Below are 26,838 nucleotides of genomic sequence, written 5' to 3' on the forward strand. Positions count from 1 at the left end.
GTGACCGGCAATCTAGCCGACGCCGGGACCGGTCGTCGCGAGGCCACCCCGGCCCGAGGCGCTGTTCGCGCCCCGGGCCTCGTGTGTGGCTCAGCTCCGCCAGGTGATGAGCGCGTCGAGCGCCTCGATCCGGTCCCCGGAGACCAGCAGCGGGTTGACCTCGAGCGACTCGAGCTCGTCGCCGAGAGCCACGGCGATCGCGCCGATCCTGGCCACCACGCCGGCGAGCGTGTCCAGGTCGACCGGAGCCTGGCCGCGGGCGCCCCGGAGGACGGCGGCGCTGCGCAGGGACTCGACCGCCTGCCGGGCCTCGGCCTCCGAGACCGGTAGCAGGCGGAGCTGGGAGTCGCCGAGGATCTCGACCCAGACGCCGCCCATCGCCACCGCCAGCGTGAGCCCCCACGACGGGTCGCGGACGACTCCCACGAGCAACTCTGTGCCACCCGAGCGCATCGGCTGGACGACGGTCGTGGTGCCGTCGTGGCCCGCCTTCGCGAGGGAGGCGGCGATCCGTGCGGCCGCGGTGCGTACCGACTCCGCGTCGTGCAGGCCGAGCTCCACGCCACCGAGGTCGCTCTTGTGCTCCAGATCGTCGGCGGCCGCCTTCAGCACCACGGGGAAGCCGACCTCCTCCGCGTGGCGCGCGGCCTCGTCGGGAGAGGTGGCCACCCTGGACGGCACCATCGGGATGCCATTGGCCGCCAGGAACGCCGACGCATGACGCTCGGTCCACGTCCCGGTGCGCGATGGCAGCCCTTCCGCGACCGTCACCTCGACCTCGACCGCGACCGGCGCATCCGCGCCGGACTGATGGCGCCGGTAGGTCTGCGACCAGCGGACCGCGTGGCCCAGCGCCGTCATCCCGTGCTCGATGCCACCCGCGATCTGCGGGTAGCCGGCCGCCTCCCGAAGTGCCCGCCCGGTCTCGCTCACGTCGATCAGGACGTTGCCCACGATCACGACCGGCTTCGGCGAGGAGCGGATCACCCCGGCCGTGTGCCGGTAGGTCTCCACCGCGAGGTCGAAGTCGGGTGTCGTCCGGGGCATGTCCTGCAGCAGCATGATGACGTCGACACCAGGATCGGCGGCGACGACGTCGAGCGCCTTCGACATGAGCTGGCGGTCGAGCAGCACGTAGCCGGTGACGTCGAGCGGGTTGTTCGGCGTGGCGAAGGGCGGCAGCACCTCCCGGAGCGCTGCCGTGGTCGCCTCGGCGAACTCCGGGAGCTCGAGCCCCTCGTCCTCGGCACGGTCGGAGATGATCTCGGAGGCGCCGCCCGAGGGGGTGACGACGCCGATCCGGTTGCCCGGGAGCGGGCCGGTCTCGGCGAGCATGCCGGCGGTGACCATCAGGTCCTCCAACGAGCCCACGCGGATCACGCCGAGCTGACGGAAAGCGGCGTCGACGGTCTTGTCGTCGCCCACCAACGCACCCGTGTGGGCCTGTGCGGTCCGTGATGCCTTGACACTGCGGCCGATCTTGAGAGCCACGATCGGCTTGCCCGCCGCCAGCGCCCGCCGGGCGATCTCGGCGAACTCCTCCGGGTGCCGGATGCTCTCCAGGAAGAGCGCGATCACCTTGGTGTTCGGCGCCTCGACCAGCGCGTTCATCACGTCGGTCACCGACATCACGGTCTCGTTGCCCATCGAGACCAGGAGCGAGATCCCGATGTTGCGGGCCTGGGCGAAGGCCAGCACGTTGCTGGCCAGCGCACCGCTCTGCAGCACGACCCCGACGGAACCACCCAGGAGCGGCGGGGGGATCGGCAGGCCGTACGGCGTGATCGAGTCCGCCGCGTTGATGAACCCGTTCCCGTTGGGGCCGAGAACGGTCAGGTCGTGCCTGCGGGCGATGTCGGCGACCTCCTGCTCGCGGACCGCGCCCTCCTCCCCGACCTCGCCGTAGCCGGCGGTGAGGATGACGTAGTTCCGGATGCCGCGGGCCGCACCCTCCTCCAGGACCAGCGGCACGACCTCGATCGGCGTCATGACATAGACGAGGTCGACCGGCCCCGGGATGGCGGAGAGGCTGCGGTGGGTCTCGACACCGTGGACGACAGGCGTCTTGGGGTTCACCAGGTGCACGTCACCGGAGAAGCCGTGCTGAAGAAGGTTGTTGTAGGTGCTCAGTGACCAGCCCGACTTGTCGGTCGCCCCCACCAGGGCGACCGACTTCGGGCGGAAGAACTCCTGCAGCCGGTCGGCGTCGACGGTGCTCATGCCAACGACGCTCCCACCTTGACGTTGCCCTTGAGGAGATTTCGGGCGATCGTACGGCGCTGGATCTCGTCGGTTCCCTCGAAGATGCGGAGCAGGCGCAGCTCGCGGTACCAACGCTCCAGAGGGAGCTCCTTGGTGTAGCCCATCCCACCGTGGATCTGGAGGACGCGGTCGACGACGCGGTTGGCCATGTTGGTGCCGTACAGCTTCGCGATGGAGGAGGTGTGCCGGGCGTCCATCTTGTTCTCGACCTGCCAGGCGGCATGCAGGGTCAGCCAGCGGGCGGCCTCCAGCTCGACGGCGCTGTCGGCGATGTGGCCCTGGATGAACTGGTAGTTGGCGATCGCCTGGCCCATCGAGTGACGGTTGTTGGCGTGCTCGATCGCCATCTCGAGCATCCGCTCCGCGGCACCGATGGCCCCGGCCGGGATCATGAAGCGACCGTTGCCGATCCACTGCATCGCCAGCTCGAAGCCCTTGCCCTCCTCGCCGAGGATGTGGTCGTTCGGCACGCGTACGTCCTGGAAGCTCAACGCCGCCGGACCCCACTCGCCCATGGTCGGGATGGGCGTGGACTCCCAGCCCATCGCCCGGTCGACCAGGAAGCAGGTGACGCCGCCGTCGGCGCCCCTCTCCGGGTCGGTGACGGCGAAGACCATCACGAAGTCGGCCTCGTTGCCGTTGGTGATGAAGACCTTCTCACCGTTGATCACCCAGTCGTCGCCGTCACGGACCGCCCTGGACCGGATGCTGCGGGCGTCGGAGCCGGCCCCGGGCTCGGTGATCGCGAAGCAGCTGCGGCGATCGCCCTCGATGGTCGGGATGAGGTACTCCTGCTTCTGCGCCTCGGTGCCGGCGTAGAGGATGTTGTCCGCGCTACCGCCGAAACGGAACGGCACGAAGGTGCGGCCGGCCTCGCCCGCGATGATCGCCGACATCACGGCTCCCGCGGCCATGCCGCCGTACTCCTCCGGGGTGTTGATGCCCCAGTAGCCGTACTTGCGGGCCTTGGCCTGCAGGTCCTTGAGCTGTCCCGGCTCGAGCGCAGGACGGCCGTTGCGCTCGTTGAGGAGGACCTGGTCCTCCAGTGGCATCACCTCCTTGGTGACGAACTGGCGCACGGCCTCCTTGACTGCTCGATGCTCTTCTCCCAGCGCGAAGTCGATCATTGCCCGCTCCTTCGGTTAGAGTGAGTTTCTAGAATGGTTTTCTAGAATGAACTATGAGAAGCGTCACGCAGTAGCGGTTCGTCGTCAAGAGGAATTGCGCATATTGTGAGAAGATCCCGGCACCACGACGAGGAGTGAACGATGGCCCTAGAGGTCGAATCGCAGCGCCCGGGAGGGCGTCGCTGGGCGAAGACCGAGGAGACGCGCCGTCAGCTCCTGGACGCCTCGCGCGAGGTCTTCGCGGAGAAGGGCTACGCAGTGGCCAGCGTCTCCGACGTCGTCGCTCGTGCCGGCTCCAGCGTCGGGAGCGTCTACCACCACTTCGGTGGCAAGGAGCAGCTCTACCTCGCCCTGTGGGAGGAGTACGTCGACCGGCTGGCCGCGGCTGCGGCCGCCAGCGTCGCGAAGGCGCGCAAGAGCGGCGTCGAGGCGCCGCTCGACCAGTTCGAGGCAGGTGCCCTGGCCTACCTCGACGCGGTCTGGGAGGACCGCGAGCTGCTGCCCGTCTTCTACGCCGGCGACGGCCCGCCGGGGTTCGAGATGATGCGCCGACGCCGCAACATCGAGTGGATCCGCCGCAACCTGCAGGTGCTCGGCCTCGGGGTCAGCGACGAGAACCAGCTGCTCGGCGCGATCCTGACCGCGCTCATCGGTGAGGCGGCCCGAATGACGGCCGCGTGCGAGACCAAGCGCCAGGCGCGGCGGGTGTCTCGGCACGCGATCGCGTTGGCCCAGCGGCTCTTCGTCGGGGAGGTCGCCGAGCCCGCGGCTCAGGCGGCCGAGTAGCTCCCAGGGTGCGTTCGACGGTCAGCGCCATGTGGCCAGCCCGCGGTCGATGACCACGGTGCCGTCCTCCTTCCTGGTCTGGAAGGCGGTCGTCACCTCGTCTACCCGCCAGATCGCGACCTGCAGGGTCTCGCCGGGGAGGACCGGCGAGGAGAACCGGCCGGCCATCGAGGCCATCGCGTTCCCGTCGCCTCCGGCGACGGCGCCGATCAGGGCCCGGCCGGTGACCCCGTAGGTGCACAGCCCGTGCAGGATCGGGCGCTCGAAGCCGCCGCGCGCGGCGAAGCGCGGGTCCGAGTGCAGCGGGTTGCGGTCGCCGCTGAGCCTGTAGAGCAGGGCCTGGCCGGGCCAGGTCGGCATCGTCACCAGCTCGTCGGGATCGCGCTCGGGGATCGGCGAGGCGATCCTGGGCCCGGGGTCGCCGCCGAACCCGCCCTCGCCCCGGATGAACACGGAGCTGCGCGTGGTCACGACGGCTTCGCCCGTCGCCGGGTCGACCGCTTCGGCCTCGCTCGCGACCAGTGCTCCCGAGCCCTTGTCGTACATGCCGGTCACCTGGGATGTCAGCGAGACGGTCCCTTCCGCGGTCAGGGGCCGGTGCAGGACGACCTCCTGTTCGGCATGGACGAGCATGGCCGGGTTGAAGTCGCCCATCCTTCTCCCGCCGCGCCTGGCGCCCCAGGTGACCATCACGCCGAACGTGGGCAGCACCCTCTGCTCCGGGCAGGCATCGTCGCCGTGCTCGCTGGTGTAGCGCAGGTCGGTCAGCGGGTCGTCGTGCCCGGCGCCGACGCCGACGGCGTACAGCAGGGTGTCGGCGCTGGTCCAGGACCGCTCCTCGGGCTCGGAGCGTACGCCGATGACGGATTGGTCCAAGCTCATGCTTCCGGGGTCCTTCCGCTGGTGAGCGAGTTCGCCCGTGCCTCCGCGATCATGCTGGGCAGCACCACGTCGAGCTCCTCGACGGTCCACGGGCCGTCCTTCTCCTCGGTGGGGCCGGCGACCCAGCCCTCGGCCACGCTCACGTGCCCGCCGCGTACGTTGAAGACGCGACCGGTCACCTCGCGCGCGGACTTCGAGGCCAGCCAGGCGACCACGGGGGAGACGTTCTCCGGTGCGCCGGGGTTCCACTCGCCGTCGGCCACCTGGGGCCGGTTGGGGTTGAGGTTCTCGGTCATCCGGGTCAGCGCCGCGGGGGCGATCGCGTTGACGGTGATGCCGTAGCGGCGCAGCTCCTGGGCGGCGATGACGGTCATCGCCGCGATGCCGGCCTTGGCGGCGCCGTAGTTGATCTGCCCCGGGTTGCCGTAGATCCCGGAGGAGGAGGTGGTGTTGATGATCCGGGCATCCACGTCCTCGCCCTGCTTGGAGAGCTCGCGCCAGTGCTGGGCGGCCACGCTCATCGGCGCGAAGGTGCCGCGCAGGTGGACCTTGATGACCGCGTCCCACTCGTCGATGGACATGTTGACCAGCATCCGGTCGCGCAGGATTCCGGCGTTGTTGACCAGTACGTCGACCCTGCCCCACTCGTTGAGGGCGTCCTGGAACAGCTTCTGGGCGCCCTCGGGGTCGCTGATGTCGCTGCCGTTGGCGATCGCCTCGCCGCCGAGGGCGCGTACCTCCTCGACGACCTGCTGCGCGGGGTCGTCGGCCTTGCCGGTGCCGTCGAGGCCGGCGCCGAGGTCGTTGACCACGACCGCCGCTCCGCGGCGGGCGAACTCAAGGGCGTGCGCGCGGCCGAGGCCGCGGCCGGCGCCGGTGATGATGACGACCTGTCGGTCGGTGCTTGCCATGGGTCTGCTCCTTCGGTGGTGGGGTCAGCGCTGGTTGGCGAGGATCAGGGTCGCCGCGCTCATGAACATGCCGCCGTTGCCGAGCACCAGGCTGGTGCCGACCCCGTCGACCTGCGCGGCGGCCTCGCCGCGCAGTTGGCGTACGGACTCCTGGATCGCGAACATCCCGTACATGCCGGTGTGGGTGTAGGACAGGCCGCCGCCGTTGGTGTTCATCGGCAGGCGTCCGCCGGGGGAGGTGTGCCCGTCGGCGACGAACGCACCCGACTCCCCACGGCCGACGAAGCCCATGTCCTCCAAGCCGTAGAGCGGGACGTGCGCGAAGGCGTCGTAGATCATCAGGTGGTCGATGTCGGACGGGGAGGTGTCCGACTCCTTGAACGCCGCCTGGCTGGACAACGTGAACTGCTTGCAGCGGGTCATGTCCTCCATCTGCGAGATCAGCGGCGTGGTGGCCGCCTCGCCGGTGCCGAGGATGTGGACCAGCGGCTTGTCGCTCCCGTGCGCCTCGGCGAACTCGCGGGAAGCGACGACCAGCGCGCCACCGCCGTCGGTCACCAGGCAGCACATCAGCAGGGTGAACGGGTCGGCGATCATCTTGGCGCCGAGGACGTCGTCGACGCTGACCTCCTCCCGGAACATGGCGCGAGGGTTGCGGGAGGCCCAGCGCCGCTGGGCGACCGCGACCTCGGCGAGCTGCTCGAGGGTGTTGTCGGTCTCGTGCAGGAACCGTCGGGCAGGCACGGTGAAGCTCGTCGGTGGACCGGTGATCCCGTACGGCATCTCGAACTGCGCCATCACCGAGTCGTTGGCGCGCGGATGCATCGGCGCGCCCACCCGGGACCGGCCGGACTCGCCGTGGGTCACCAGCACCACGTCGGCGTAGCCCGCCTTGATCGCTGCTGTGGCGTGACGTACGTGGAAGAGGAACGAGGAGCCGCCGACGCCCGTGCCGTCGATGTAGGTCGGGGTGATCCCCAGGCTGTGCGCGACCTGGATCGGGCCGGGGATCGAGACCGATGCGATGCCGTCGACCTGGTCCTTGGTCAGGTTCGCGTCTGCGAGAGCCCGGCGGGCGCCCTCGACGTGCAGCTCGAGGGTCGAGGTGGTGGGCAGCTTGCCGATGTCGGTCTCGGCAGCACCCATGATGACGACGTCGCGGCTCATCGGGCGTACTCCTTCACCGGGGCGAAGACGGGCACGGCGACGCCGGTGCGCTGCTCGAAGCGCACCTCCACCGGCATGTCGAGCTCGAGGGCGCCCGGATCTGCGTCGACCAGGTTGGTCATCATCCGTGGACCCTCCTCGAGCTCGACCACGGCGATCACGGTCGGCACCGGGAAGCCGGGCGCGGGACGGTGGGAGACGACGTACGTGTGCAGCCGGCCCCTGCCGGAGCAGGTGACCCACTCGAGGTCGGCTGAGCCGCACCTAGGGCACGAGGAGCGTGGGTAGAAGAAGACCTGGTCGCAGGGCCGGCACCTCGGCAGGTCGAGCCTGCCGGCGGCGGTGGCGTCCCAGTAGGGCTGGGTCTCCGGGGTCGCCCGCGGCGCGAACCGTGCCTCTGGAGAGACCTCGGGGTGAGTCGTACTCATACGGTGCTGCCTTTCTCCCGCTTCCCGAGGGCGCGAGTGTCGAGGTAATGGAGGATGGCCTCGACCGAGGCCCGGGCGGCCGGACGACGCTGGTCGTCGACCTTGGCGTAGACGTGGTCGGTCACCTGCTCGCGGGCCACGCCGTCGGCCAGCAGGCCGGCGACCTGGTCGATCCGGCGCTGCCTGTCGGCGATCCGCGCCCGCAGGTACGTCGTGGGCTCACGCACCGCCGGCCCGTGTCCCGGGAGGAGGATCCAGTCGTCGTCGACCAGGCCGGCGATCCGGGCCATCGAGCCGAGCATGTCCGCGATGGTGCCGTCGGGGTGCGAGATATAGGGGTTGAACCGGGCCAGCACGGTGTCCCCGGTGAGCATCACGCGGCGGTCGCCGAGCGAGAAGCTCACCCCGTCGGAGGTGTGCCCGGGAGTCGTGAGGGTGCGGATCTCGGTGCGCCGGCCCAGGTCGATCCGGGTCCCGTCGGGGATGATCCCGTGCTGGATCCGTGGCCTGATGGGCGCCTGCCATCGCTCGGCCACCGCATGGGCGGCCTGGGAGTGGTCGCCGTGATGGTGGCTGAGGAGGATCGTCTCGACGCGGGCCCCGGCTCCTCGCACCACCTCGTCGATCCGGTCCAGGTGGTCGGGGTCGGTCGGACCGGGGTCGATGACCACGGCCCGACGCTCCCCGACGACGATCCAGGTGTTGGTGCCCTCGTACGTCCAGTGGTTGGCGTTCGGCGCGAGGAGCAGGTGGACGCCATCGGTGACCTCCACCGGCTCCTCAGGTCGCGGCGGTGCCCCGCCGACGTCCCAGATCGCGTCGATGCGGCAGGAGTCGTCCCGACGGTACTCGTTCTGGACGGGAGGGCCGCTGCTCACTCCTGCTCCATCCAGACGTTCTGGAGCTCGCGGGAGCTGTAGTCCGGGTGCGGGTAGTAGTCGTGGACCTTGCCCGAGTACAGCGTCTGGGTGTCGTAGGCGTAGAGCGGCAGCGGGGTGGAGACGTTCTCCATGATGTAGCGCTCGATGTCCTGCAGCGCCTTCTCCCGCTGCGCCTCGTCGGTGATGACGCGCTGGGCGGCGACCATCTCGTCGAGCTCCGGGTCGTCGACCTTCGACCAGTTGCGGGTGCCGGTGCTGGTGTACTCCGAGGTGAGGTACTCGTCGGCCGTCAGCATCGGGGTCTGCAGGCCGTACATGATGTCGTACTTCGTCTCGGGCCAGGTCGAGCTGACGTAGGTGGCGTAGTCCTGCTGGTCGATGGTCAGCTTGATGCCGATCTTGGCGAGGTCCTCCTGGACCCACTGGGCCTCGCGCAGGATGGTCTCGCCGTAGCCGTCGGTGGCGACCAGGTCGGCCGAGAAGCCGTTGGGGTAGCCGGCGTCGGCCAGGAGCTTCTTGGCCTTCTCGGGGTCGTACTCCAGCAGCCCGTCGACCTCGTCCTGGGGCAGCGCCCCGAAGAGGGTCGGCGAGATCGGACCGGTGAGCGACCCGCCCGAGCGCAGGGCCTTGATCATGCCCTCCTTGTCGATCGCGTGCGCGACCGCGCGGCGGACCTCCAGCTTGCTGAACGGCCCCTCCTGCGCGTTCATGAAGACCCGGGTCTGGGTGATCCCCTTCTCCGTACGCAGCTGCAGCCCGTCGATCTGGCTGAGGAGCTGGTCGACCTGGCGCTTCTCGGTGGAGAGCGAGGAGATCATGTCGAGCTTGCCGCTGCGCAGCGCGGCGATCTGCGCCTGGGCGTCGGGGAGCACGGTGGTCTGGATGCCGTCGAGGTGAGGGAGGCCCTCGACGAAGTAGTCGGGGTTCTTCTCCATCACCCGCTCCTGGTCACGCTTCCAGCTCTTCAGCATGAACGGGCCGGTGCCGATCGCCTCCTCGGCCAGGTTGAACTCGCCCTTGGTGCCCTCGCAGGGGAGGATCGCCATGAACGGGTTGGCCATCGTCTGGTCGAAGGCGGTGTTCGCCGACCCGAGCGTGAAGACCACGGTGTAGGGGTCCGGGGTCTCCACCTCGGTGACGCCGGCGACCAGTCCGAGCTGGTGGCCGGGCAGGGTCTTGATCCGGTCGACCGTGCACTTGACGTCGGCCGAGGTGAACTCGCGCCCGTCGACCGGCGGCTTGTCGTGGAACTTGACGCCCTGTCGGAGGTTGAAGGTCCAGGTCTTCAGGTCCTCCGATTTCGACCACTTCTCGGCCAGGTCGCCCTCGAGCTCGCTCGAGCCGTACTCGACGTCCTTGCCGGTCTTCGGTGCGACCAGCCGGCTGTAGACCGTTCCGACCGCGACATGGGTCATGTAGGACGCCTCCTTCTGGATGTCCAGCGAAGGCGCGTCGGCGGTGGCCGCGGTGTGCAGGATGCCGCCGTCCTGGGGCGGTCCGGCGTCCTCGACGATCTTGCCTTTCCCTGCGGCGGTTCCGCCCGCTCCGCAGGCGGCGGTCAGGGCGAGGCAGGCAGCGGCCGCGACCGCACCGGCGGTCCGGACCTGTGATCTCGTGAGGCGAAGCATGGGGTGGGACATCACGGACTCCTTGGGTGGGATGGGGCTAGCGGCGCTGTTTGGGGTCGAGGAAGTCGCGCATGGCGTCGCCGAGCAGGTTGAACGCCAGGACGGACACGGAGAGGATCAGACCGGGAACGACGGTCATCCACGGGGCGATCTCGAGCTGGCTGCGGCCCTCGCTCAGCATCCGGCCCCACGAGGGTGTCGGTGGCGGGGTGCCGATGCCCAGGAAGCTCAGGGCGGACTCGGCGATGAGGATGACCGCGAAGAGCAGCGAGCCCATCACGAAGAGCGGGGCCATCAGGTTGGGCAGGCCGTAGCGGAGCAGGATCCGTGGGGTGCCGCAGCCGACCGAGCGGGCGGCCTCGACGTACGGCTCCTCGCGGATGCGGAGCATCTCGCCGCGTGCGACGCGGTTGATCGAGGGGATCACCAGCAGGCTGAGGGCGATCACGGTGTTGCGTACGCTCGGGCCGAGCAGGGCGGCCACGAACAGCAGCAGCACGATCGACGGGATCGCCATCAGCGCGTCCATGATGCGCTGGAGCACGGAGTCGATCCAGGTGCCGCCGAAGTAGCCCGACACGACACCGACGATCAGGCCGATCGCACCGCCGAGAGCGAGCGTGGCGACCGCTATCAGCAGGGAGGTCCGGGCACCGTAGAGCGACCGGCTCAAGACGTCCCGGCCGAGCTCGTCGGTGCCGGCGAGATGGCCGCCGACCCCCGGAGCGGTCAGGATGTTGACCCGGTCCTGGGCGAGCGGGTCGTACGGCGCGATCCAGGGTGCCAGCACGGCGACCACGACGAAGAGCGTGATCAGGAAGAGCGCGATGGCCCCGAGGGGCTGCTCCCTGGTGAACCGGACCAGACCGCTGCGGGATCGTGGTCGGCGGGCCGCACGGGCGGTCCCGGAGATGGCGATGCTCATGCGGAGGCTCCTTCGTAACGGATCCGCGGGTCGATGACCGCGTAGAGCAGGTCGACCACGACGTTGACGAGGATGAAGATGGCGCCGTAGAAGATGACGCAGCCGAGGATGACCGGGTAGTCGCGCTGCCCGACCGCCTCGAAGATCAGCGATCCCATCCCCGGGATGGCGAAGATCCGTTCGAGGATGACGGTGCCGCCCAGGATGTGACCGACCTGCAGACCGAGCACGGTGAAGACCGGGATCAGCGAGCTGCGGCCTGCGTGCTTGAGGACGACGACTCGCTCGGAGGCGCCGCGGGAGCGGATGGTGCGGATGAAGTTGGAGCCGAGCACCTCCAGCAGGGAGGAGCGCAGCATCCGGGCGATGCTGGCCATCGTCGCGGCGCCCAGGGCGATCGCCGGGAGTGCCATGTGGATGAGGTTCTGGGCGAGATCCTCGGTGGGGGAGGCGTACACCAGTGGTGGGGACCAGCCGAACCACAGGGCCAGGAAGGTGATCAGGAGGAGCGCCAGCCAGAAGTTCGGCAGCGACATGCCGATGACCGCCAGGAAGCGCATGACGTTGTCGACGACGCTGTGATGGCGGATCGCCGAGAGCATGCCGAACGGCACGCCGAGCAGGATCCCGAAGAGGATGGCCAGCAGACCGAGCTCGAGGGTGGCGGGAAGGCGCTCGAGGATCTTGGTCGTGACGGGCCGCTCGTCGTCGAACGAGTCGCCCAGGTCGCCCTGGACCAGCCCGCCCACGAAGTGGCCGAACTGGGTCAGGATCGGCTCGTCCAGGCCGAGCTCGGCGGTGCGCTGGTCGATCTGGGCCTGAGTGACACCGGGGGCGTCGGCAAGCTGGAGCCGGACGGCGTCGCCGGGGATCAGTCGGATGATGAGGAAAACCAGAGTGGCGACCAGGGCGAGCACGAGCAGGCCGTAGGTCAGGCGTCGTCCGGCGTAGAGAAGCATGCGATCACCTCGCTGAAGTGGGGTCGAAGAGGTGGCAGGCGACGCTGCGGGCGTCGCTCGAGCTGCCGATGGTCAGCAGCTCCGGCTCGTCGCGGTCGCAGCCGTCGACGCTCTGGTTGCAGCGTGGGTGGAACCGGCAGCCCGACGGGGGCCGTCGTGGGCTGGGGATCTCGCCGGCGAGGGGCGTACGCAGCTGGTGATGGGCGTCGGGGGAGGGGATCGACGCCATCAGGGCCTGTGAGTAGGGATGTCTCGGCCGCTCGCTGATGTCGTCGGCGTGGGCCACCTCGGCGAGCTTGCCGAGGTACATCACGCAGACGCGGTCGGAGATGTAGCGCACCACGTTGAGGTCGTGCGCGATGAAGAGATAGGAGAGCCCGAGCTCGCGCTGGACCTCCTTGAGCAGGTTGAGCACCTGCGCCTGGACGGAGACGTCGAGTGCGCTGACCGCCTCGTCGCAGACGATGAGGTCGGGGTCGGTGGCGAGCGCTCGGGCGATCCCGATGCGCTGCGCCTGGCCGCCGGAGAACTGGTGGGGGTAGCGCTCCAGCGCGAACGAGGGGAGGCCGACCAGGTCGAGCAGCTCCTTGGCGCGTTTCATCCGGCCGGCCCTGTCGCCCATGCCGTGGACCACCATCGGCTCGGTCAGCACCTGGGCGATGGTCATCCGTGGATTGAAGGAGCTGAACGGGTCCTGGAAGACGAGCTGCATCCGCTTGCGGAGCTGCGTCAGCCTGTTCTTCGGCAGTGTGGCGATGTCTTGACCGTCGAAGGTGACCGAACCGCTGGTCGGCTCGATCAGCCGGAGGATCAGACGCCCGAGTGTCGACTTGCCGGAGCCCGACTCTCCGACCAGACCGAGGGTCTCGCCGCGCCTGATGGTCAGGGAGACGCCGTCGACGGCGCGTACGGGTGGGCGGTTCGGGGTGAACAGTCCCTTGCCGTCGCCGAAGTGCTTGACGAGATCGTGTGCCTCGACGAGGGGAGCGGCGCCGGGGACGATCATCGGGCCACCTCCGCCATCGGCGCGAGGGCACCGCGCTCCTCGTCCGGACGCCAGCAGCGGACCTGTCGCCCGGCGACGTCGCGCAACGGCTGGGGCGCGTCGCACTCGGGGCCGGCCTCGGAGCAGCGGGTGACGAAGCGGCAGCCGCTGGGCATCTCGTTGAGCGCAGGCACGGCGCCCGGGATCGCCGGCATCTCCTCATCGCGCGGGGTGTCGCGTCGCGGGATCGCATCGAGCAGCGCCTGGGTGTAGGGGTGCTGCGGCCGGTCGAGGATCTCGTCGGCGGTGCCGGTCTCGACGACCTGTCCGGCGTAGAAGACGACCACCCGGTCGGCCATCTCGGCCACCACCCCCATGTCGTGGGTGATCAGCATCAGCCCGACCCCGGTCCGGTCCTGGAGGTCGCGGATCAGCGCCAGGACCTGGGCCTCGACGGTGACGTCGAGGGCGGTGGTCGGCTCGTCGGCGATGAGCAGGCGCGGGTCGCACGCGAGCGCGCCGGCGATCATGACCCGCTGCCGCTGGCCGCCCGAGAGCTGGTGGGGGTACGCCTTGAACTTGGTCTCGGGCTCGGGGATGCCGACGAGGTCCAGCAGCTCGACCGCGCGCTCGCGTGCCTTCCGCTTCGAGACGTCGTGGTGGATCCGGTAGGCCTCGACGAGCTGGTGCCCGATCGTGAAGAGGGGGTCGAGAGAGGTCATCGGGTCCTGGAAGATCACCGAGATGTCCTTGCCCCGCACGGCGCGCATGTCGTGGTTGTCGGCTCCGGTGATGTCCCTGCCGTCCCAGGTGATCCGACCGCCGCTGACCCGGCCGTTTCCCAGAAGGCCGAGCACAGCGAGCGCCGTGACGCTCTTGCCGGAGCCGGACTCACCGACGACGGCGACGGTCTCGCCCGCATCGATCCAGAGGTCGACGGCGTTGAGCGCCTCGACCGTCCCGCCCCCGGTCCGAAACTCCACGTGGAGGTCCTCGATGCGCAGAAGCGGCTCATTCGCGGACCCAGTTGGTGCTCTCATATCGGACCCTCCCGTTCGTGTCCGCGACCGGCTGTCGGTCGCCGATGTTGGTGGCTCAATCTAGAATCACGCTCTAGGATGAGATTCATCATTGGGTCGCCAAACGAGTGTGTCAAGGGTCACAATCCGGATATCGGACTTTCTTCTCGTGACACCCGTTCGGCGCAGCGTCGTGCCGTGACGTACGACGCAGGTGGCGCCGTCTCGGACGGCGCGGGAGGTGGAATGAGCGAGTCCGAACCCACCGAAGTGACGGGAGCCGCGCGTTCCACCCTGATCGTGGTCTGCCTGGTCAGCGCGGTGATGGCGCTCAACGCGAGCTCTCTCAATGTCGCGCTGCCGACGCTGAGCCGGGAGTTCGAGGTGAGCTCGGCGGAGGGGAGCTGGCTCCTGCTCTCCTACATGGTCGCCAACACCGCCTGCCTGCTCCTCTTCGGCCGCCTCAGCGACGTCTGGGGGCAGCGGAGCCTGTACCTGGGCGGACTGGTCCTCTTCTCGCTGGCGAGCTTGCTGGCCGGCTTCGCTCCGAACGTCGAGGTGCTCATCGGGCTCCGGGTGGTCGCCGCGATCGGCGGCGCGGTGCTCATCGGCAACGGCGCCACCCTCATCCATCAGGCTTTCCCGCGCTCCGCCCTCGGAGGCGCGATGGGCCTGTACGCCGCCTCGTTCCCCACCGCCAATCTGGTCGGGCCGACGGTCGGCGGGCTGATCGTCGACCACGTCGGCTGGCAGTGGGTGTTCTGGTTCAACGTGCCGGTCTGCCTGATCGCGCTGGTGGCGGGACATGTGCTTCTGCCGCGCCCTGTGGTGGTCAAGCGCGCCGGCGGTCTCGACCTCCCCGGCAACCTGGTGATCATGGTCGGCGTGGTCATGCTGACCCTCGGGATCACGTCGCTGACCGACCTCGGGTGGCTGCACCCCCTGGTCATCGGATGCGTCCTCGGATCGGTCCTCCTGGTCCCGGTCCTGCTATTCGTCGAACGGCGAGCGACCGCGCCGGTGCTCGACATCACCGTCATGCGCCGTGTCGGGAAGCTCTTTCTCGCGGGCTTCTTCACGGGGGCCGGAAGGTTCCCGCTGATCGTGCTGGCCAGCCTCTACTTCCAGAGCGTCGTCGGCGTCGCCCCGGGGACGGCGGGGATGATGCTGCTGCCGATGCCGGTCGGGATGATCAGTGCCTCACTGACACTCGGTTGGCTCTCGCGCCGCTGGACGCCGCATCAGATCATGTCCGGAGGATCGGTGGTGGGTACGTGTGGCGTCGCCCTGGTGGCGCTCGCCATCCATCTCGAGCTGACCTGGATGGTGATGGGGACGCTCGCGATCGTCGGCCTGGCGACCGGTCTGTTCATCGGCACCAATGCCACCGTCCTCCTGGAACGCGCACCCGAGGACGCGCTGGGCGTCGTCAACGCGACTCGGCTGATGCTGCAGAACACCGGCAACGTACTCAGCCTTGCCGTCGCCCTCACGCTTCTCACCGCGATCCTGCCGCCCGGGCTCGGTGAGGCGGTGCTCGCCGCCAAGGTCCCGGCCGATGGTGTCGAGGCGGTCAACGCGGCCTTCACGCTGGTCTGCCTGTTCCTCCTCGCCCTCGGCGCGGTCGGAGCCTGGTACTCGTTCCCGCGCCGAGGCGATGTCGAGGATGCGATCCGGGGGTCAGGTGGTGACGTCGTGCGGCGCGGCGGGTCGTGCTATTCGCGAACGGGTGATGAGGAAGCCGAAGGCGGTGGCGAGGACGTACATCACGATGCTGTAGACCGCGGCCGGGATCGCGACGGTGGTGTTGTCGAGCACGCTGAGCGCGATGGTGAGGGCCACGGTGGTGTTGTGGATCCCGACCTCCATCGAGGTGGCGATCGCCTGCGCCTGGCCGAGCTTGAACACCCGAGCGCCGAGGTAGCCGAGGCAGAGGCTCGCGCAGCAGAACAGCGTCACGACCACGCCGACCTCGCGGAGGTAGTCGGCGATGTTCTCCCGCTCACCGAGGATCGCGCCGACCGAGACCATGACCAGTACGACGATCGAGAAGATCCGCACCGGACGATCCGCCCGCGCGGCGAACGTCGCTGACCGGCTCCGCACCAGCATCCCGATGCCGACCGGAACCAGCACGATCGCGATGACCTGGATGACCTTGCCGAACTGCAGCCCCAGGGTGTCGCCGGCGTCGAAGTAGTTGATCGCCGCGTTGGTGATCAACGGGATCGAGACCGCCGCGAGCACCGAGTTGACCGCCGTCAGCGTCACGTTGAGCGCGACGTCGCCACGGAACAGGTGGCTGAACAGGTTCGCCGTCGTCCCGCCCGGCGAGGCGGCCAGCAGCATCACCCCGACAGCGATCAGCGGATCCAAGTCCGCGACCACGACGAGTCCGAACGCGATCATCGGCAGCACCACGATCTGGAGCGTGAGCGCGACGACGACGGCTCGCGGAGTGCGTACGACCCGACGGAAGTCTCCCGGGGTCAGGCTCAGGCCCAGACCGAACATGATGATGGCCAAGGCGATGGGGAGGCCGACCGAGAGTAGGGCCGAGTCGTTCACTGTGTTCCTCCAGCATGCGGGGCCGACGCCACGGTCGACCCGGTGAGATGTGCGTCACAGTGGACCATGCGGAAGAGGTGAACCACAGTCTTATCCCGACATTTCGACCCGCGAAGAACGTATCCCCTGTCGCGAGCGGCCTTCTCGGCTCGCGACAGGGGACGTGGGGGACCATCGCGGGCTCATGCGAGCTTCTGGGCGACCTCGTTGAGGTTGGCGCGGAGCTTGGCGCGGTAGGTGTCGTGCTGCTCGGGCAGCCGTGCGTCGCAGAAGGCGGCCAGGTCGGTCCCGGTAACCTCGATGACCGAGGTTCCGTTGGCGGCCTCGGTCTCGAACAGATCGAGGATCTCGCGGAGGACCTCGACGATGTCCATGCCGTCGCCGGCGGTGAAGCGCCACATGTAGCTCTTCATCTCTCCGTAGACGGTGCGATAGTCCGCGGGCAGCTCGGCGGCACGGGCTTCCATCCGCTTCCAGTCCTTCTTGTCACCCACGAGGCGGCTCAGCAGGTTGTTCATGGTCGTGCTCCTTTGGATCGGTTGGTGGCTCCTGTTTGGGGCCGTGAAAGAAGCGTGCAGCCCTGACGTAGCGTCAAGGTCAAGCACCGATCCGAAGAAAGTTCTCGAGAGCCCGGACCTCAGGCCGCCAGGCGATGTTCGAGGAGTACGTCGCGCAGGCCGAACTCGGCTCGGGACCAGGTTGGTGGGGGTTGTGCCCAGGTGTCGGGTGGCGGGCTGGTGTAGGTGTGCCCGGTGGGTGTGGTGGTGATGATGGTGCCGTCGGGTCCCGGTCTGGCCTGCCAGCCGAGGGCTTCCTTGGCCTGATTGCATCTTTCACACAGGCCTTGGAGGTTCTCGGCTCTCGTTTCGCCGCCGTCTGCGTGGCATTCGACGTGGTCGATGTTGCGGATCGGAGCATCGCAGCCGTTGGTGCGGCAGATCCCGCCGTCACGAGTCGCGGTGAACTCGGCCAGTCCCTCGGGTGCCTTGCGTGAGCGGGATTCCATCGCGACCAACTGACCGGTCGGGTCGGTGAACAGCCGCCGGACGAAGACCTCGGCATCGGCGAGGGCTTCGCGGGCCCAGGCGGCGGGGACGGGTCCGTAGCCCTCGACCATGGCCGGCTGATCGCCGGTGTTGGTGAGGGAGTCGGCGGTCATCACGATCTTGACCTCGATCCGGGGCTTCGCATCGGTGGTGCTACGGCCGGTGATCCGGTCGACGAGGGTGTCGGCCATGACCTGACCCCGGGTCCGCTCGTCACCGTCGGCCGCAGCGGCCTTGGCCGCTTGGTCCAGCGCGGCAAAGACGGCGACGCCGTCCTTGACCGGCAGCAGGGCACCGAGCCAGGTCATCGTGTCCGGCGCCGGCCGCAGGCTGACCCGGCGGTCTCGCGTCGCGTTCGCCGCCCGGGCGACGACGGAGGCTTGGTCCAGGGTGATGGCGAGTTTCTTGGCGGCGTTCTCGAGTTGGCGTAGCCCCATCGACACCGCTCGAGCCGGTTCACCGCCCGGGCCTGTGGCGCAGAGTTCGTAGTCGATGACCCGGCGATCGTCCACCGAGAGGCACGCGGTTTCGCGGGCGAGGATGGTGGCCTGCCATTGCGAGAACAGCCCGGCCCTCATCAGCGCGAAGGTGTGCGGCATCTCGGTGATCAGGATCTTCGCCAGCCCGAGCAGTTTGGCGCCCTTCTCGGGTGAGACCCGCCGCGCCAGCGCGATCTGCGAAGCGACGCCCTCGCCAAGCCTCCAGGCAGGCACCCCGGCCTCTGATTGACGTGCGCGGACGGCTTCGTCGAGACGTACCGCCGCTTCTGCCTGGACCGCCTCGGCGGTGCACTTGACCGCTTCGAGACCAGCAATCCAGTCGACCAACTCAGCCTCGGACGCCCCCGAAGGCGGCCCAGCGAGGAGGTGGTCGATGGTCTCGTACATGCGCCTTATTATATGCGATCGAGTACCCGGGCGCGACCTATTTGTGCTGGTCAGATGACAGTTACGCAGTCAGCGAACCCTGAAACGAAGAACAGTCGCTAAGCGAGCTTTCCCGAAGAAGCGACTGTGTTGGTCTCGACACGCCTCCGCCTAGCGGCTCCGGCGGCTCGACCAGCGGGGCAAGGGCGGCTCGACCAGCGGGGCAAGGCGGCTCGGCCAGCGGGGCAAGGCGGTTTGACGAGCGAGCAGAGCCGTCCGCCCATCGAAACGCCTCAGCACCCCGATCCAACTATGTGTAGTAAATAGCGTTACATTACTACTTCGACATTTTCGATCGCACAGAGGAGGTCCGCATGGAGCGGCTCATCATTTTCGCGCTCGTCGGTCTCGCGGCCCAGGCGGTCGACGGGTCGCTGGGCATGGCGTACGGCGTCACTTCGAGCACTCTGCTGGTCGCGACCGGGGTCGCACCTGCGGTCGCCTCGGCATCGGTGCACCTGGCCGAGGTCGGCACGACGTTCGTCTCGGGCGTGTCCCACTGGAGGCTCGGCAACGTCGACTGGAAGGTCGTGGGCAAGATCGCGATCCCGGGCGGCATCGGCGCCTTCGCCGGCGCGACCGTCCTCTCCAGCATCTCCACCGAGAGCGCCACGCCCTGGGTGGCCGGTCTCCTGCTCGTCCTGGGCGTCTACATCATCGCCCGCTTCGTCTTCGGCAAGCCGCCGGTCTTCATCCCGGGTCGTCGCCCCGGGCTGGGCTTGCTCGCGCCGCTGGGTCTCTTCGGCGGCTTCATCGACGCCACCGGGGGTGGCGGCTGGGGTCCGGTGACCACGCCGACCCTGATCTCCAGCGGCACCCTGCACCCGCGCAAGGTGATCGGCTCGGTCTCCACCGCCGAGTTCGTCACGACCCTCTCGGCAAGCGTTGGATTCCTCATCGGACTGGCCGGAGAGGCGCTCGACTGGCGCGTCATCGCCGGCCTTCTCATCGGTGGCGTGATCGCAGCTCCGTTCGCCGCCTACCTCGTCAAGCACCTCTCGCTGCCGGTCCTCGGCGGCCTGGTCGGCAGCATCATCCTGGTCACCAACGGACGTACGCTGCTGCGCAACTTCGACGCCGAGTCGGTCGCCGCCTACGGCCTGCTCTTCGCCGTTGCCGCGGTGATCGTCGTGATCGCGGTGCGGAAAGCCAGGGGCAAGGTCGGCGGTGCACCGGAGCCGGCGCCCGAGTCCGAGACCGCCAAAGCCTGACGTCAGGAGGCGGCCTCGGATGGACGTCAGCGTCGCCCGATGTCGGTTGCGGCCGCGGCCTCCTGCAGCGCCTCCTTCTCCGTCTCGGTGATCACGCCGGCCTTCAACAGGGTCGAGGTTCGCTCGGCGACGTAGGCGCGGAACGCTCCGGGCGAGGTCCACGTGTGCTCCTCGGCGAACTGCTCCGACAGACACCACCGACCATCGACCGCCCGGTCATCGACGCCGGAGTTGGCCAGCTCTTCGGGGATTCCCAGCCACACGGTGCCCTGACAGGCGACGGTGTCGGCCGGGATGGCGTTGATGGTGGTGTTGACCAGCCTCAGACCCTGGACGTGCTCGGTGAGCATCGGGGTCGCCACTCCGGAGAAGGACGAGTTGAGGATGTTGATGTTGGTGATCGGCGAGCGCGCGTAGCCACGGAGGAAGATCGCGTGGGTGCCGCCGACGCTGTGCAGGTCCTCGATGTAGATGTCGCGGACCGTCGGGGTGAAGCCACCCGCGTCGCCCTCCTCGTACCGGAAGTCGACCCACACCGCCTGGCCGCCCTGCTGCGGCACCGCGTTGTCGCGCACGTAGATGTCCTCGACCACCCCGCCGCGTACGGAGTTGGTCTTGATCCGGACGACACGGTCGAGATCAGGGCTGTCCATGACGTTGTCCTGCGCGAAGACGTGGCGTACGCCTCCCGACATCTCGCTTCCGGCGACGATCGCGCCGTGGCCCGCCTGCATGTAGTTGCCCTCGATGAGGATGTTCTCGGCAGGTACGCCGATGCGGCGGCCTTCGGCGTTGCGGCCGGACTTGATCGCGATGTTGTCGTCGCCGGTGTTGAAGAAGGTGTTCTTGATGAGTACGTCGCGGCTCGACTCGGGGTTCACGCCGTCGTTGTTGGGGCCGAGGCTCTCCAGGTGTACGCCGTCGATGGTCACGTTCTCGGACAGCGTGGGGTGCAGCAGCCACATCGGCGAGTTGTTGAGCGTGACGCCCTGGACCAGGATGTTCCGGCTCTCATAGAACTCGACGAAGTTCGGCCGGATGTAGTGACCGGCGCCGAAGACCCGCTCCTCGACGGGCACGCCCTCCTCACCCATCCGGAAGAGCTCGTTGCGGTCCGGAGTCTCGGGGCGCGGGCTGTCGGCCTTCCAGTCCCACCAGTTGTCGGCGTCGGCGTTGCCGTCGAGGGTCCCGTTTCCGGTCACGGCGACGTTCTCCACCCGGTGGGCGTAGATGAAGGGGGAGTAGTTGTAGAGCTCGACGCCCTCGTAGCGCGTCTTCACCACGGGCAGGAAGTCCGCCTTGTCGCGGCTGAAGCGGATGGTCGCGTCGTCGGCGAGGTGGAGGTTGACGTTGCTCTTCAGGTGGATCGCCCCGGTGAGGAAGACGCCCGCAGGGACCTCGACTCGTCCACCGCCCGCCTCGTTCACGGCTGCGATGGCTTCCTTGAAGGCGTCGGTGCTCTTGGTCTGACCGGACGGGTCGGCACCGAAGTCGACGACACTGACCTCGCGCTCGGAGAACGTCGGCGGCTTGATCCGGGCACGGATCTCGTCAGCCTGAGCCCAGGCCTTGGACGTGTCTGTCGGGTCGCCCGGTGGAGGCGGGGGTGCCTGCCCTGCGACGGCAGACGGAGCGGTGAGGGTCAGGGCGCAGAGGAGGGCGATCACCGCGCCGACGGTGCGAGCAGGCCACCGTGTCGAAGGTGCGGGAGATGTGACGTACGTCTCATTCCGAGTCATGGGAGTCATGCTCGCGTCAGCCGCCGAGGGCCGTCCAATGCCGATCGGGACTGACGCGATACCTTCCGGAAAGCGCTGTCCATCGGTGTCCTGGCGGCCGCTCGGAAAAGTTCTTTCGAAGTCGATGTCGAAGGAGAACGATGAGGTTCGACGCACATGTGTCGGCCACCGAAAAGCGGTTGGCCCCGAACTGAGGAGCACATCATGCCCCGTTTCATGGGCTTCGTGAGGATGGAAGAGGGAATCGGCTCGGCGCCGGAGGCCCTGTTCAAGGCGATGGACGACTACATCGGCGAGCAGGCGGCGGCTGGACACTTCCTCGATGGCGGAGGTCTCTACGGCAGCGAGGACGCGGTGAACTTCGTGGTGGCGAAGGGCGAGGTCACCCGGGTCGACGGTCCGTACGCCGAGGCCAAGGAGGTCGTCGGCGGCTGGGCGCTGACGCGCTACGACACCCTCGAGGAGGCGATCGCCGGGCAGCGAGAGTTCGCGCAGCTGCACGCGACGTACTGGCCGGAGTGCAAGATCGTCGCCACCCTGCGTCAGATCTCCGAGGCGGACTAGAGCCGGCCGCCCGCGGCCAGCGCTAGGACGCCTGCTGGCGGGGCCGCGGTACGGCGGCGACGAGCTGCTGGGTGTAGGGATCCTGCGGGGAGTGGAAGACGGTGGCTGGGTCGCCGCTCTCGACGATCTTGCCGGCCCGCATGACGTAGACGTGGTGGGCGACGAGCTGGACGACGGCGAGGTCGTGGCTGATGAAGAGGTAGGAGAGGCCCTGGTCCCGCTGCAGGCCGACCATCAGGTCGAGGATCTGCTCCTGGACGAGCACGTCGAGGGCGCTGACGGCCTCGTCCATGACGACGAGCTCGGGGTCGAGCGCGAGGGCACGGGCGATCGCGACGCGTTGGCGTTGGCCGCCGGAGAGCTCGTGCGGTCGGCGGTCGGCGTACGCGGCGGGCAGGGCAACCCTGTCGAGCAGCGCCTCCACAGTCTTGCGGCGAGTGGTGGCGTCGCCGACGCCGTGGACGCGCAGCGGTTCGGAGATGACCTGAGCGATCGTGTAGCGCGGGTCGAGGGAGGCGTACGGGTTCTGGAAGACCGGCTGGATGGCGCGCCGATAGGCGAGGAGGTCCTTGCCACGCAGGCCGGCCAGGTCGGTGCCGCGGTAGCGGATGGTGCCGGCGTCCGCCCGTTCGAGGCGAAGCGCGAGCCGGGCGGCGGTGGACTTGCCGGATCCGGACTCGCCGACGATGGCGACCGTACGTCCCTTGGAAATGGTCAGGTCGATGCCGTCGACGGCGCGGAGCGGCTCGCGTTGCCCGCGGATCCGGTAGCGGCGTACGGCACCGGACACCTCCAGGAGGGTCTCGGTCTCCTCGGCGGTGGTCGGTGGCGCGACCTTGACCTCGGACATCGCGGGCGCGGCGGCCAGCAACCGCTGGGTGTACTCGTGCTGGGGAGAAGCGATGATCGCGGCCGCGTCACCGCTGTCGACGATCCGGCCGCGATGCATGACGATGACCCGGTCGGCGCGCTCGGCGGCCAGGGCGAGATCGTGGGTGATGAGGAGCACGCCGGTGCCGAGCTCGGTGGTGAGCGTGGTCATCTGGTCGAGGACGCGGCGCTGCACCGTGACATCGAGCGCAGAGGTCGGCTCGTCGGCGAGGAGCACCTCGGGGCGGCAGGCGAGCGCCATCGCGATGAGCACACGTTGCCGCATCCCGCCGGAGAACTCGAGTGGGTACTGCCGGTAGCGGGCGGCGGGGCGGTCGATCCCGGCCTGGCCGAGCAGGTCGATGGCGCGTTCGCGGGCCTTGCGCCCGGACGCCAGACCGTGGACCTCCAGCGCCTCGGTGATCTGTGCGCCGACGGTCATCACGGGGTTGAGGTTGGTCATCGGGTCCTGCGGCACCAGGCCGATGCGTCGGCCACGGATCTCCGTCATGGCCGACTCGGGTGCTCGGGTGATGTCATGGTCGCCGAGGGTGATGGTGCCGGCAGTGATCCGGCCGTTGTCGGCGAGAAGCCGGTTGAGGCAGGAGGCGAGCGTGGACTTGCCGGAGCCGGACTCGCCGACGACGGCGACGGTCTCTCCGGCCGCGAGGTCGAGGGAGATGTCGTCGAGCGCCTGAACCGGTCCTTGGCTGGTGTCGAAGGTGACCGATAGGCCGCGTACGGACAGGACGGGGGTCATCGGTCCTCCTGGAGGCCGGCCGCGTCGAGCAGCACCGAGATGATCTCGGTGCCGGGCACGACGTCGGGGAGCCGGGTGGGGTTGTGGTCGAGCCGGCCGAGCGGACCGTGCAGCCGGGTCGCGCCGCCGGCGACGACGACACCAGTGTCGGGTGCGATGGCGAGGTACGTGCCGGTGAAGCCGGGATGCTGGAGGTAGCGGACGTCGCCGACCTGGCCGAGGAAGCCGCCCAGCGCCTGCTCAGGATGCTTCGGGTGGGGCGTCGCGAAGCGGTCGACCACCTCGCGTGGCACGAAGGTCCCCTCGCACAGAGCAGTCCCGTACGTCAGCAGGTCATCGACGGTGGCGAACAGTCCGGCGTGCCCGGCGACGCCGTCGAGGGCGTGGGCGGTGTTGCCGTCGTTGACCTCTCCCCGGAGGTGATGGTCGCGCCATCCGGAGAAACGAGCCGGACGGATGCCGACCGGGTGCGGCTCGTCGGTGGCGAGCATGGCGTACTCATAGGCATCGCTGTCCGCGCTGGTGGCGGCGCGATCCGGGGCGACCGGGCCGTAGCGTGCGGAGAGTCCCAGAGGTGTGGCCACCAGTTGGCCGTACGCCTCGTCCAACCGGAGCGTCGTGGCCTGCTCGATCACCGCGCCGAGCAGGATCATGCCGAGGTCGGAGTAGGTCCAACCGGCGCCGGGCTCGTAGGCCAGCGGGAGCCGCTCGACGAGCTGGATCGCCTCGCTTCGGTTGCCGTCGGCCTCGGCGTAGAGGGGCCACCACGGTCGAAGGCCGGCGGTGTGGGTCAGCAGCTGTTCGATGGTGACGGCGTCCTTCCCCGCACCGCGGAAGGCGGGCAGGTGGCGGCTCACCGGGTCGCCGAGTCGCAGGTCATCGGAGGCGACCAGCCGCATCGTGATCGCTGTGGATGCGACGAGCTTGGTGACCGAGGCGAGGTCGAGCATGTGGTCGGGCCGCATCGGCACCCCGGCATCGTCGGTCGAGGGCAGACGTGCCCAGCCGGCGGCCACGACCCCCGACCCGTTCGGCGTACGCAGCCCGAGAATTCCGCCGGCCGGGTGGCTGCCGTCGCCGCCGATGGTCAGCAGGCGGTCGGCGTACGCCTGGAGGGGTTGGCTGCCGCTCATCGTTCGAACACCAGCGTCTCGGGCCAGGCATCGATCCGAGGAGGGGGTGCGCTCGCGGGGATGATCTGGCCGAGGACGCGGAGGCCGATCGCTCCGGTGCAGCTGGGCACGTTGCCGGGGAGCCCGTGGACGCTCGCCCATCCGATGAGGGCGAAGGCGATCGCCTCCTTGGTGTCCGACGGCACGCCGAGGGCGTCGCTGGTGATGACCCGCACGCCGGGGAGGAGCTCGCCGAGCCGTCGCATCAGAACCGGGTTCCGTACGCCGCCACCCGAAGCGACCAGCACCTCGACGCCGGCCCGGGTGACCGCCTGGGACACGGAGACCGCGGTGAGCTCGGTGAGGGTCGCGACCAGGTCGGGAAGCGACGGCTTCAGGCCGGTCCGCGTGAGGCCGGCCCGGACGTAGTCGAGGTTGAACAGCTCCTTGCCGGTGCTCTTCGGAGCCGGCTGCCCGAAGAAGGGCGAGTCGAGCAGGTCGTCGAGCAGCACCGGGACCACGGTGCCGGCGGCGGCGAGCTCGCCGTCGCGGTCGAAGCTGGCCGCTCCGGGCGCGTCGGTCACCACGGCGTCGATGAGCGCGTTGGCGGGCCCGATGTCCCACGCGACAGGATCCGTGGCTGGTCGGCACACGGTGATGTTGGCGATACCGCCGAGGTTGAGCGCGGCTGCGACGGTCCCGTCCTCGGCCAGCGGCGCCAGCATCCGGACGTCCAGCAGGGGCACCAGCGGTGCACCCTGCCCGCCGGCGGCGATGTCGGCGGAGCGTACGTCCGAGACGACCGTCGCGCCGGTTGCCTCGGCGATCCAGGCGGGCTGCCCGATCTGAAGCGTGCCGAGCGCTCGGCCGCCCTCGACCCAGTGGAAGGCGGTCTGGCCATGGGTGCAGACGACGTCGACCGAGCCGGCCTCCTCGACCGCCTGCCTCGCGGCAGCGGCGAACGCCTGTCCGATCCGCGTGTCGAGCTCGCACACGACGTCGAAACCGACCGGCGCAGGAGGCAGGGCCTCGATGAGCCGCTTCCTCAGATCGGGCGGGTAGGGCACCGAGCTGTGGTGGACGATCCGTGCGCGCAGCACGTCCGCGTCGATGTCGAAGTCGACGATCGCGACGTCGATCCCGTCGTGGGAGGTCCCGGAGATCATGCCGAGCACGCGCATCAGCCACGCTCCTCGATGACGGTCCGCAGCCGGCCACCGGCCAGCTCCAGCGCCTGTGACGCCTCGGCGGGGGAGAGGCCGGTGAGGATCGTCGCGATCGCCAGCTTGGCATGCCAGCCCGACTCGTCGAGCGCCCGAACCGCGGTCGCGTCGTCGGCCCCGGTGGCCTCGGTGACCATCCGGACCGCCCGATGCCGAAGCTTGGCGTTGTTGGCCCTCATGTCGATCATCAGCGACCCGTACGTCTTCCCGAGCTGCACCATGGTGGCGGTGGAGATCATGTTGAGCACCATCTTCGTGGCCGTGCCGGCGCCGAGCCGGGTCGACCCGGAGACGACCTCGGGGCCGACCGGCACCTCGATGCCATGGGTGGCGACGCGCGCCACTGGTGTGCCGAGATTGCAGGCGATCCCGATGGTGAGCGCACCGTTGTCGGCAGCGTGCGCGAGGGCGCCGAGGACATAGGGCGTACGTCCGCTGGAGGCGATCCCCACGACCGTGTCGAGCGGCCCGACCCCGAGCGCGGCCAGGTCGGCAGCACCGGCCTGGTCATCGTCCTCGATCCCTTCCGCCGCACTGAGCAGCGCCGCCGGGCCGCCGGCGATGACGCCGACGACGACGTCGTCGAGCCCGAAGGTGGGCGGCACCTCCGAGGCGTCGAGCACCCCGAGCCGGCCCGAGGTTCCCGCGCCCACGTAGATCAGCCGCCCGCCGTCCCGCATCCGAGCGGTCGCCGCGGTGACTGCCGCCGCGATCGAGGGCAGCGCGGTGCGTACGGCGGTGGCGACCGTCGCGTCGCGCTCGTTCATCAACGTGATTAGGTCGGTGACGGAGAGCTGGTCGATCTCCGGTCCGCGCGGCGGGCTCGATGCCTCGGTGGTGAGCGCGTCGAGCATCGACT

At 69.1% G+C, this 26,838-nt stretch carries 23 protein-coding genes and 1 pseudogene; 4 read left to right on the top strand and 20 right to left on the bottom strand.

The annotated features are described in order from the left end of the window. Positions 1–90: 90 nt before the first annotated feature. Together ABZU72_RS15895 and ABZU72_RS15900 are read right to left on the bottom strand one after the other, a co-directional pair. On the bottom strand, positions 91–2,220 hold the full coding sequence (locus ABZU72_RS15895) for an acetate--CoA ligase family protein (protein ID WP_355019802.1): 2,130 nt from the start codon (positions 2,218–2,220) through the stop codon (positions 91–93). Beyond that, the gene (locus ABZU72_RS15900; protein ID WP_355019803.1) at positions 2,217–3,389 is read right to left on the bottom strand and encodes an acyl-CoA dehydrogenase family protein; all 1,173 of its coding nucleotides are present in this window, start codon (positions 3,387–3,389) and stop codon (positions 2,217–2,219) included. The genes ABZU72_RS15895 and ABZU72_RS15900 overlap by 4 nt, the downstream gene beginning before the upstream one ends. Before the next feature lie 141 nt (positions 3,390–3,530). Here ABZU72_RS15900 and ABZU72_RS15905 point away from each other — a divergent pair, with 141 nt between their 5' ends. Further along, entirely contained in the window at positions 3,531–4,175 is a 645-nt protein-coding gene (locus ABZU72_RS15905; protein WP_355019804.1) for a helix-turn-helix domain-containing protein, read from the top strand. A gap of 21 nt (positions 4,176–4,196) precedes the next feature. On the opposite strand, the gene ABZU72_RS15910 is transcribed toward ABZU72_RS15905, so the two are convergent. The 10 genes from ABZU72_RS15910 to ABZU72_RS15955 are packed head-to-tail and all read right to left on the bottom strand — an operon-like array spanning position 4,197 to position 13,924. Next, positions 4,197–5,057, bottom strand: a complete 861-nt coding sequence (locus tag ABZU72_RS15910; protein ID WP_355019805.1) for a MaoC/PaaZ C-terminal domain-containing protein — start codon at positions 5,055–5,057, stop codon at positions 4,197–4,199. Continuing rightward, positions 5,054–5,968, bottom strand: a complete 915-nt coding sequence (locus tag ABZU72_RS15915) for an SDR family oxidoreductase (RefSeq protein ID WP_355019806.1) — start codon at positions 5,966–5,968, stop codon at positions 5,054–5,056. Before ABZU72_RS15915 ends, ABZU72_RS15910 begins: the two co-directional genes overlap by 4 nt. A 24-nt stretch (positions 5,969–5,992) precedes the next feature. Continuing rightward, positions 5,993–7,135: a thiolase gene (locus tag ABZU72_RS15920; RefSeq protein WP_355019807.1), complete on the bottom strand. Its 1,143-nt coding sequence runs from the start codon at positions 7,133–7,135 to the stop codon at positions 5,993–5,995. Further along, positions 7,132–7,563 (bottom strand): Zn-ribbon domain-containing OB-fold protein, encoded by a 432-nt coding sequence (locus ABZU72_RS15925; RefSeq protein ID WP_355019808.1) that lies wholly within the window; start codon positions 7,561–7,563, stop codon positions 7,132–7,134. Before ABZU72_RS15925 ends, ABZU72_RS15920 begins: the two co-directional genes overlap by 4 nt. Next, a complete protein-coding gene (locus tag ABZU72_RS15930; protein ID WP_355019809.1) occupies positions 7,560–8,441 on the bottom strand; it encodes an MBL fold metallo-hydrolase in 882 nt (293 codons plus the stop codon). The genes ABZU72_RS15925 and ABZU72_RS15930 overlap by 4 nt, the downstream gene beginning before the upstream one ends. Next, positions 8,438–10,084, bottom strand: a complete 1,647-nt coding sequence (locus ABZU72_RS15935; protein ID WP_355019810.1) for an ABC transporter substrate-binding protein — start codon at positions 10,082–10,084, stop codon at positions 8,438–8,440. Before ABZU72_RS15935 ends, ABZU72_RS15930 begins: the two co-directional genes overlap by 4 nt. Positions 10,085–10,109: 25 nt before the next feature. Beyond that, positions 10,110–10,997, bottom strand: a complete 888-nt coding sequence (locus ABZU72_RS15940; protein ID WP_355019811.1) for an ABC transporter permease — start codon at positions 10,995–10,997, stop codon at positions 10,110–10,112. Further along, complete coding sequence (locus tag ABZU72_RS15945; RefSeq protein WP_355019812.1) at positions 10,994–11,956, bottom strand: ABC transporter permease; 963 nt, start codon at positions 11,954–11,956, stop codon at positions 10,994–10,996. Before ABZU72_RS15945 ends, ABZU72_RS15940 begins: the two co-directional genes overlap by 4 nt. A 4-nt stretch (positions 11,957–11,960) precedes the next feature. After that, positions 11,961–12,962, bottom strand: coding sequence for an ABC transporter ATP-binding protein (locus tag ABZU72_RS15950; RefSeq protein ID WP_355019813.1), 1,002 nt, complete (start codon positions 12,960–12,962; stop codon positions 11,961–11,963). Next, positions 12,959–13,924 (bottom strand): ABC transporter ATP-binding protein, encoded by a 966-nt coding sequence (locus tag ABZU72_RS15955; RefSeq protein WP_355019814.1) that lies wholly within the window; start codon positions 13,922–13,924, stop codon positions 12,959–12,961. Before ABZU72_RS15955 ends, ABZU72_RS15950 begins: the two co-directional genes overlap by 4 nt. Positions 13,925–14,206: 282 nt before the next feature. Between ABZU72_RS15955 and ABZU72_RS15960 the strand changes: the two are divergent. After that, positions 14,207–15,421: pseudogene (locus ABZU72_RS15960) on the top strand (MFS transporter); the annotation flags it as partial. Positions 15,422–15,640: 219 nt separating this feature from the next. Here the strand turns inward: ABZU72_RS15960 and ABZU72_RS15965 are convergent. The 3 genes from ABZU72_RS15965 to ABZU72_RS15975 form a co-directional block, all read right to left on the bottom strand. Beyond that, a complete protein-coding gene (locus ABZU72_RS15965) occupies positions 15,641–16,528 on the bottom strand; it encodes a bile acid:sodium symporter family protein (protein WP_355019815.1) in 888 nt (295 codons plus the stop codon). Between the two features lie 182 nt (positions 16,529–16,710). After that, the gene (locus tag ABZU72_RS15970; RefSeq protein WP_355019816.1) at positions 16,711–17,046 is read right to left on the bottom strand and encodes a DUF1048 domain-containing protein; all 336 of its coding nucleotides are present in this window, start codon (positions 17,044–17,046) and stop codon (positions 16,711–16,713) included. Positions 17,047–17,165: 119 nt separating this feature from the next. Next, entirely contained in the window at positions 17,166–18,461 is a 1,296-nt protein-coding gene (locus tag ABZU72_RS15975; RefSeq protein WP_355019817.1) for a DUF222 domain-containing protein, read from the bottom strand. A gap of 353 nt (positions 18,462–18,814) precedes the next feature. Between ABZU72_RS15975 and ABZU72_RS15980 the strand changes: the two genes are divergently transcribed. Further along, positions 18,815–19,711 carry a sulfite exporter TauE/SafE family protein gene (locus tag ABZU72_RS15980; RefSeq protein ID WP_355019818.1) on the top strand — a complete coding sequence of 299 codons (897 nt, stop codon included), beginning with the start codon at positions 18,815–18,817 and terminating at the stop codon, positions 19,709–19,711. A 26-nt stretch (positions 19,712–19,737) separates the two neighbouring features. Here the strand turns inward: ABZU72_RS15980 and ABZU72_RS15985 are convergent, their stop codons facing one another. Continuing rightward, entirely contained in the window at positions 19,738–21,450 is a 1,713-nt protein-coding gene (locus ABZU72_RS15985) for a glycoside hydrolase family 28 protein (RefSeq protein WP_355019819.1), read from the bottom strand. A 204-nt stretch (positions 21,451–21,654) separates the two neighbouring features. Here ABZU72_RS15985 and ABZU72_RS15990 point away from each other — a divergent pair, with 204 nt between their 5' ends. After that, complete coding sequence (locus ABZU72_RS15990; RefSeq protein WP_355019820.1) at positions 21,655–22,014, top strand: YciI family protein; 360 nt, start codon at positions 21,655–21,657, stop codon at positions 22,012–22,014. 22 nt (positions 22,015–22,036) lie between these two features. Here the strand turns inward: ABZU72_RS15990 and ABZU72_RS15995 are convergent, their stop codons facing one another. The 4 genes from ABZU72_RS15995 to murQ are packed head-to-tail and all read right to left on the bottom strand — an operon-like array spanning position 22,037 to position 26,833. Continuing rightward, positions 22,037–23,644 (bottom strand): ABC transporter ATP-binding protein, encoded by a 1,608-nt coding sequence (locus tag ABZU72_RS15995; RefSeq protein ID WP_355019821.1) that lies wholly within the window; start codon positions 23,642–23,644, stop codon positions 22,037–22,039. Then, positions 23,641–24,777, bottom strand: coding sequence for a serine hydrolase domain-containing protein (locus ABZU72_RS16000; protein ID WP_355019822.1), 1,137 nt, complete (start codon positions 24,775–24,777; stop codon positions 23,641–23,643). Before ABZU72_RS16000 ends, ABZU72_RS15995 begins: the two co-directional genes overlap by 4 nt. Next, positions 24,774–25,937, bottom strand: a complete 1,164-nt coding sequence (locus tag ABZU72_RS16005; RefSeq protein ID WP_355019823.1) for an anhydro-N-acetylmuramic acid kinase — start codon at positions 25,935–25,937, stop codon at positions 24,774–24,776. The genes ABZU72_RS16000 and ABZU72_RS16005 overlap by 4 nt, the downstream gene beginning before the upstream one ends. Continuing rightward, positions 25,937–26,833, bottom strand: coding sequence for an N-acetylmuramic acid 6-phosphate etherase (gene murQ, locus ABZU72_RS16010; RefSeq protein WP_355019862.1), 897 nt, complete (start codon positions 26,831–26,833; stop codon positions 25,937–25,939). Before murQ ends, ABZU72_RS16005 begins: the two co-directional genes overlap by 1 nt. Positions 26,834–26,838: the final 5 nt, after the last annotated feature.

Source organism: Nocardioides sp. NPDC004968, assembly GCF_040608935.1.
In the GTDB taxonomy this organism is placed as follows: Bacteria; Actinomycetota; Actinomycetes; order Propionibacteriales; family Nocardioidaceae; genus Nocardioides.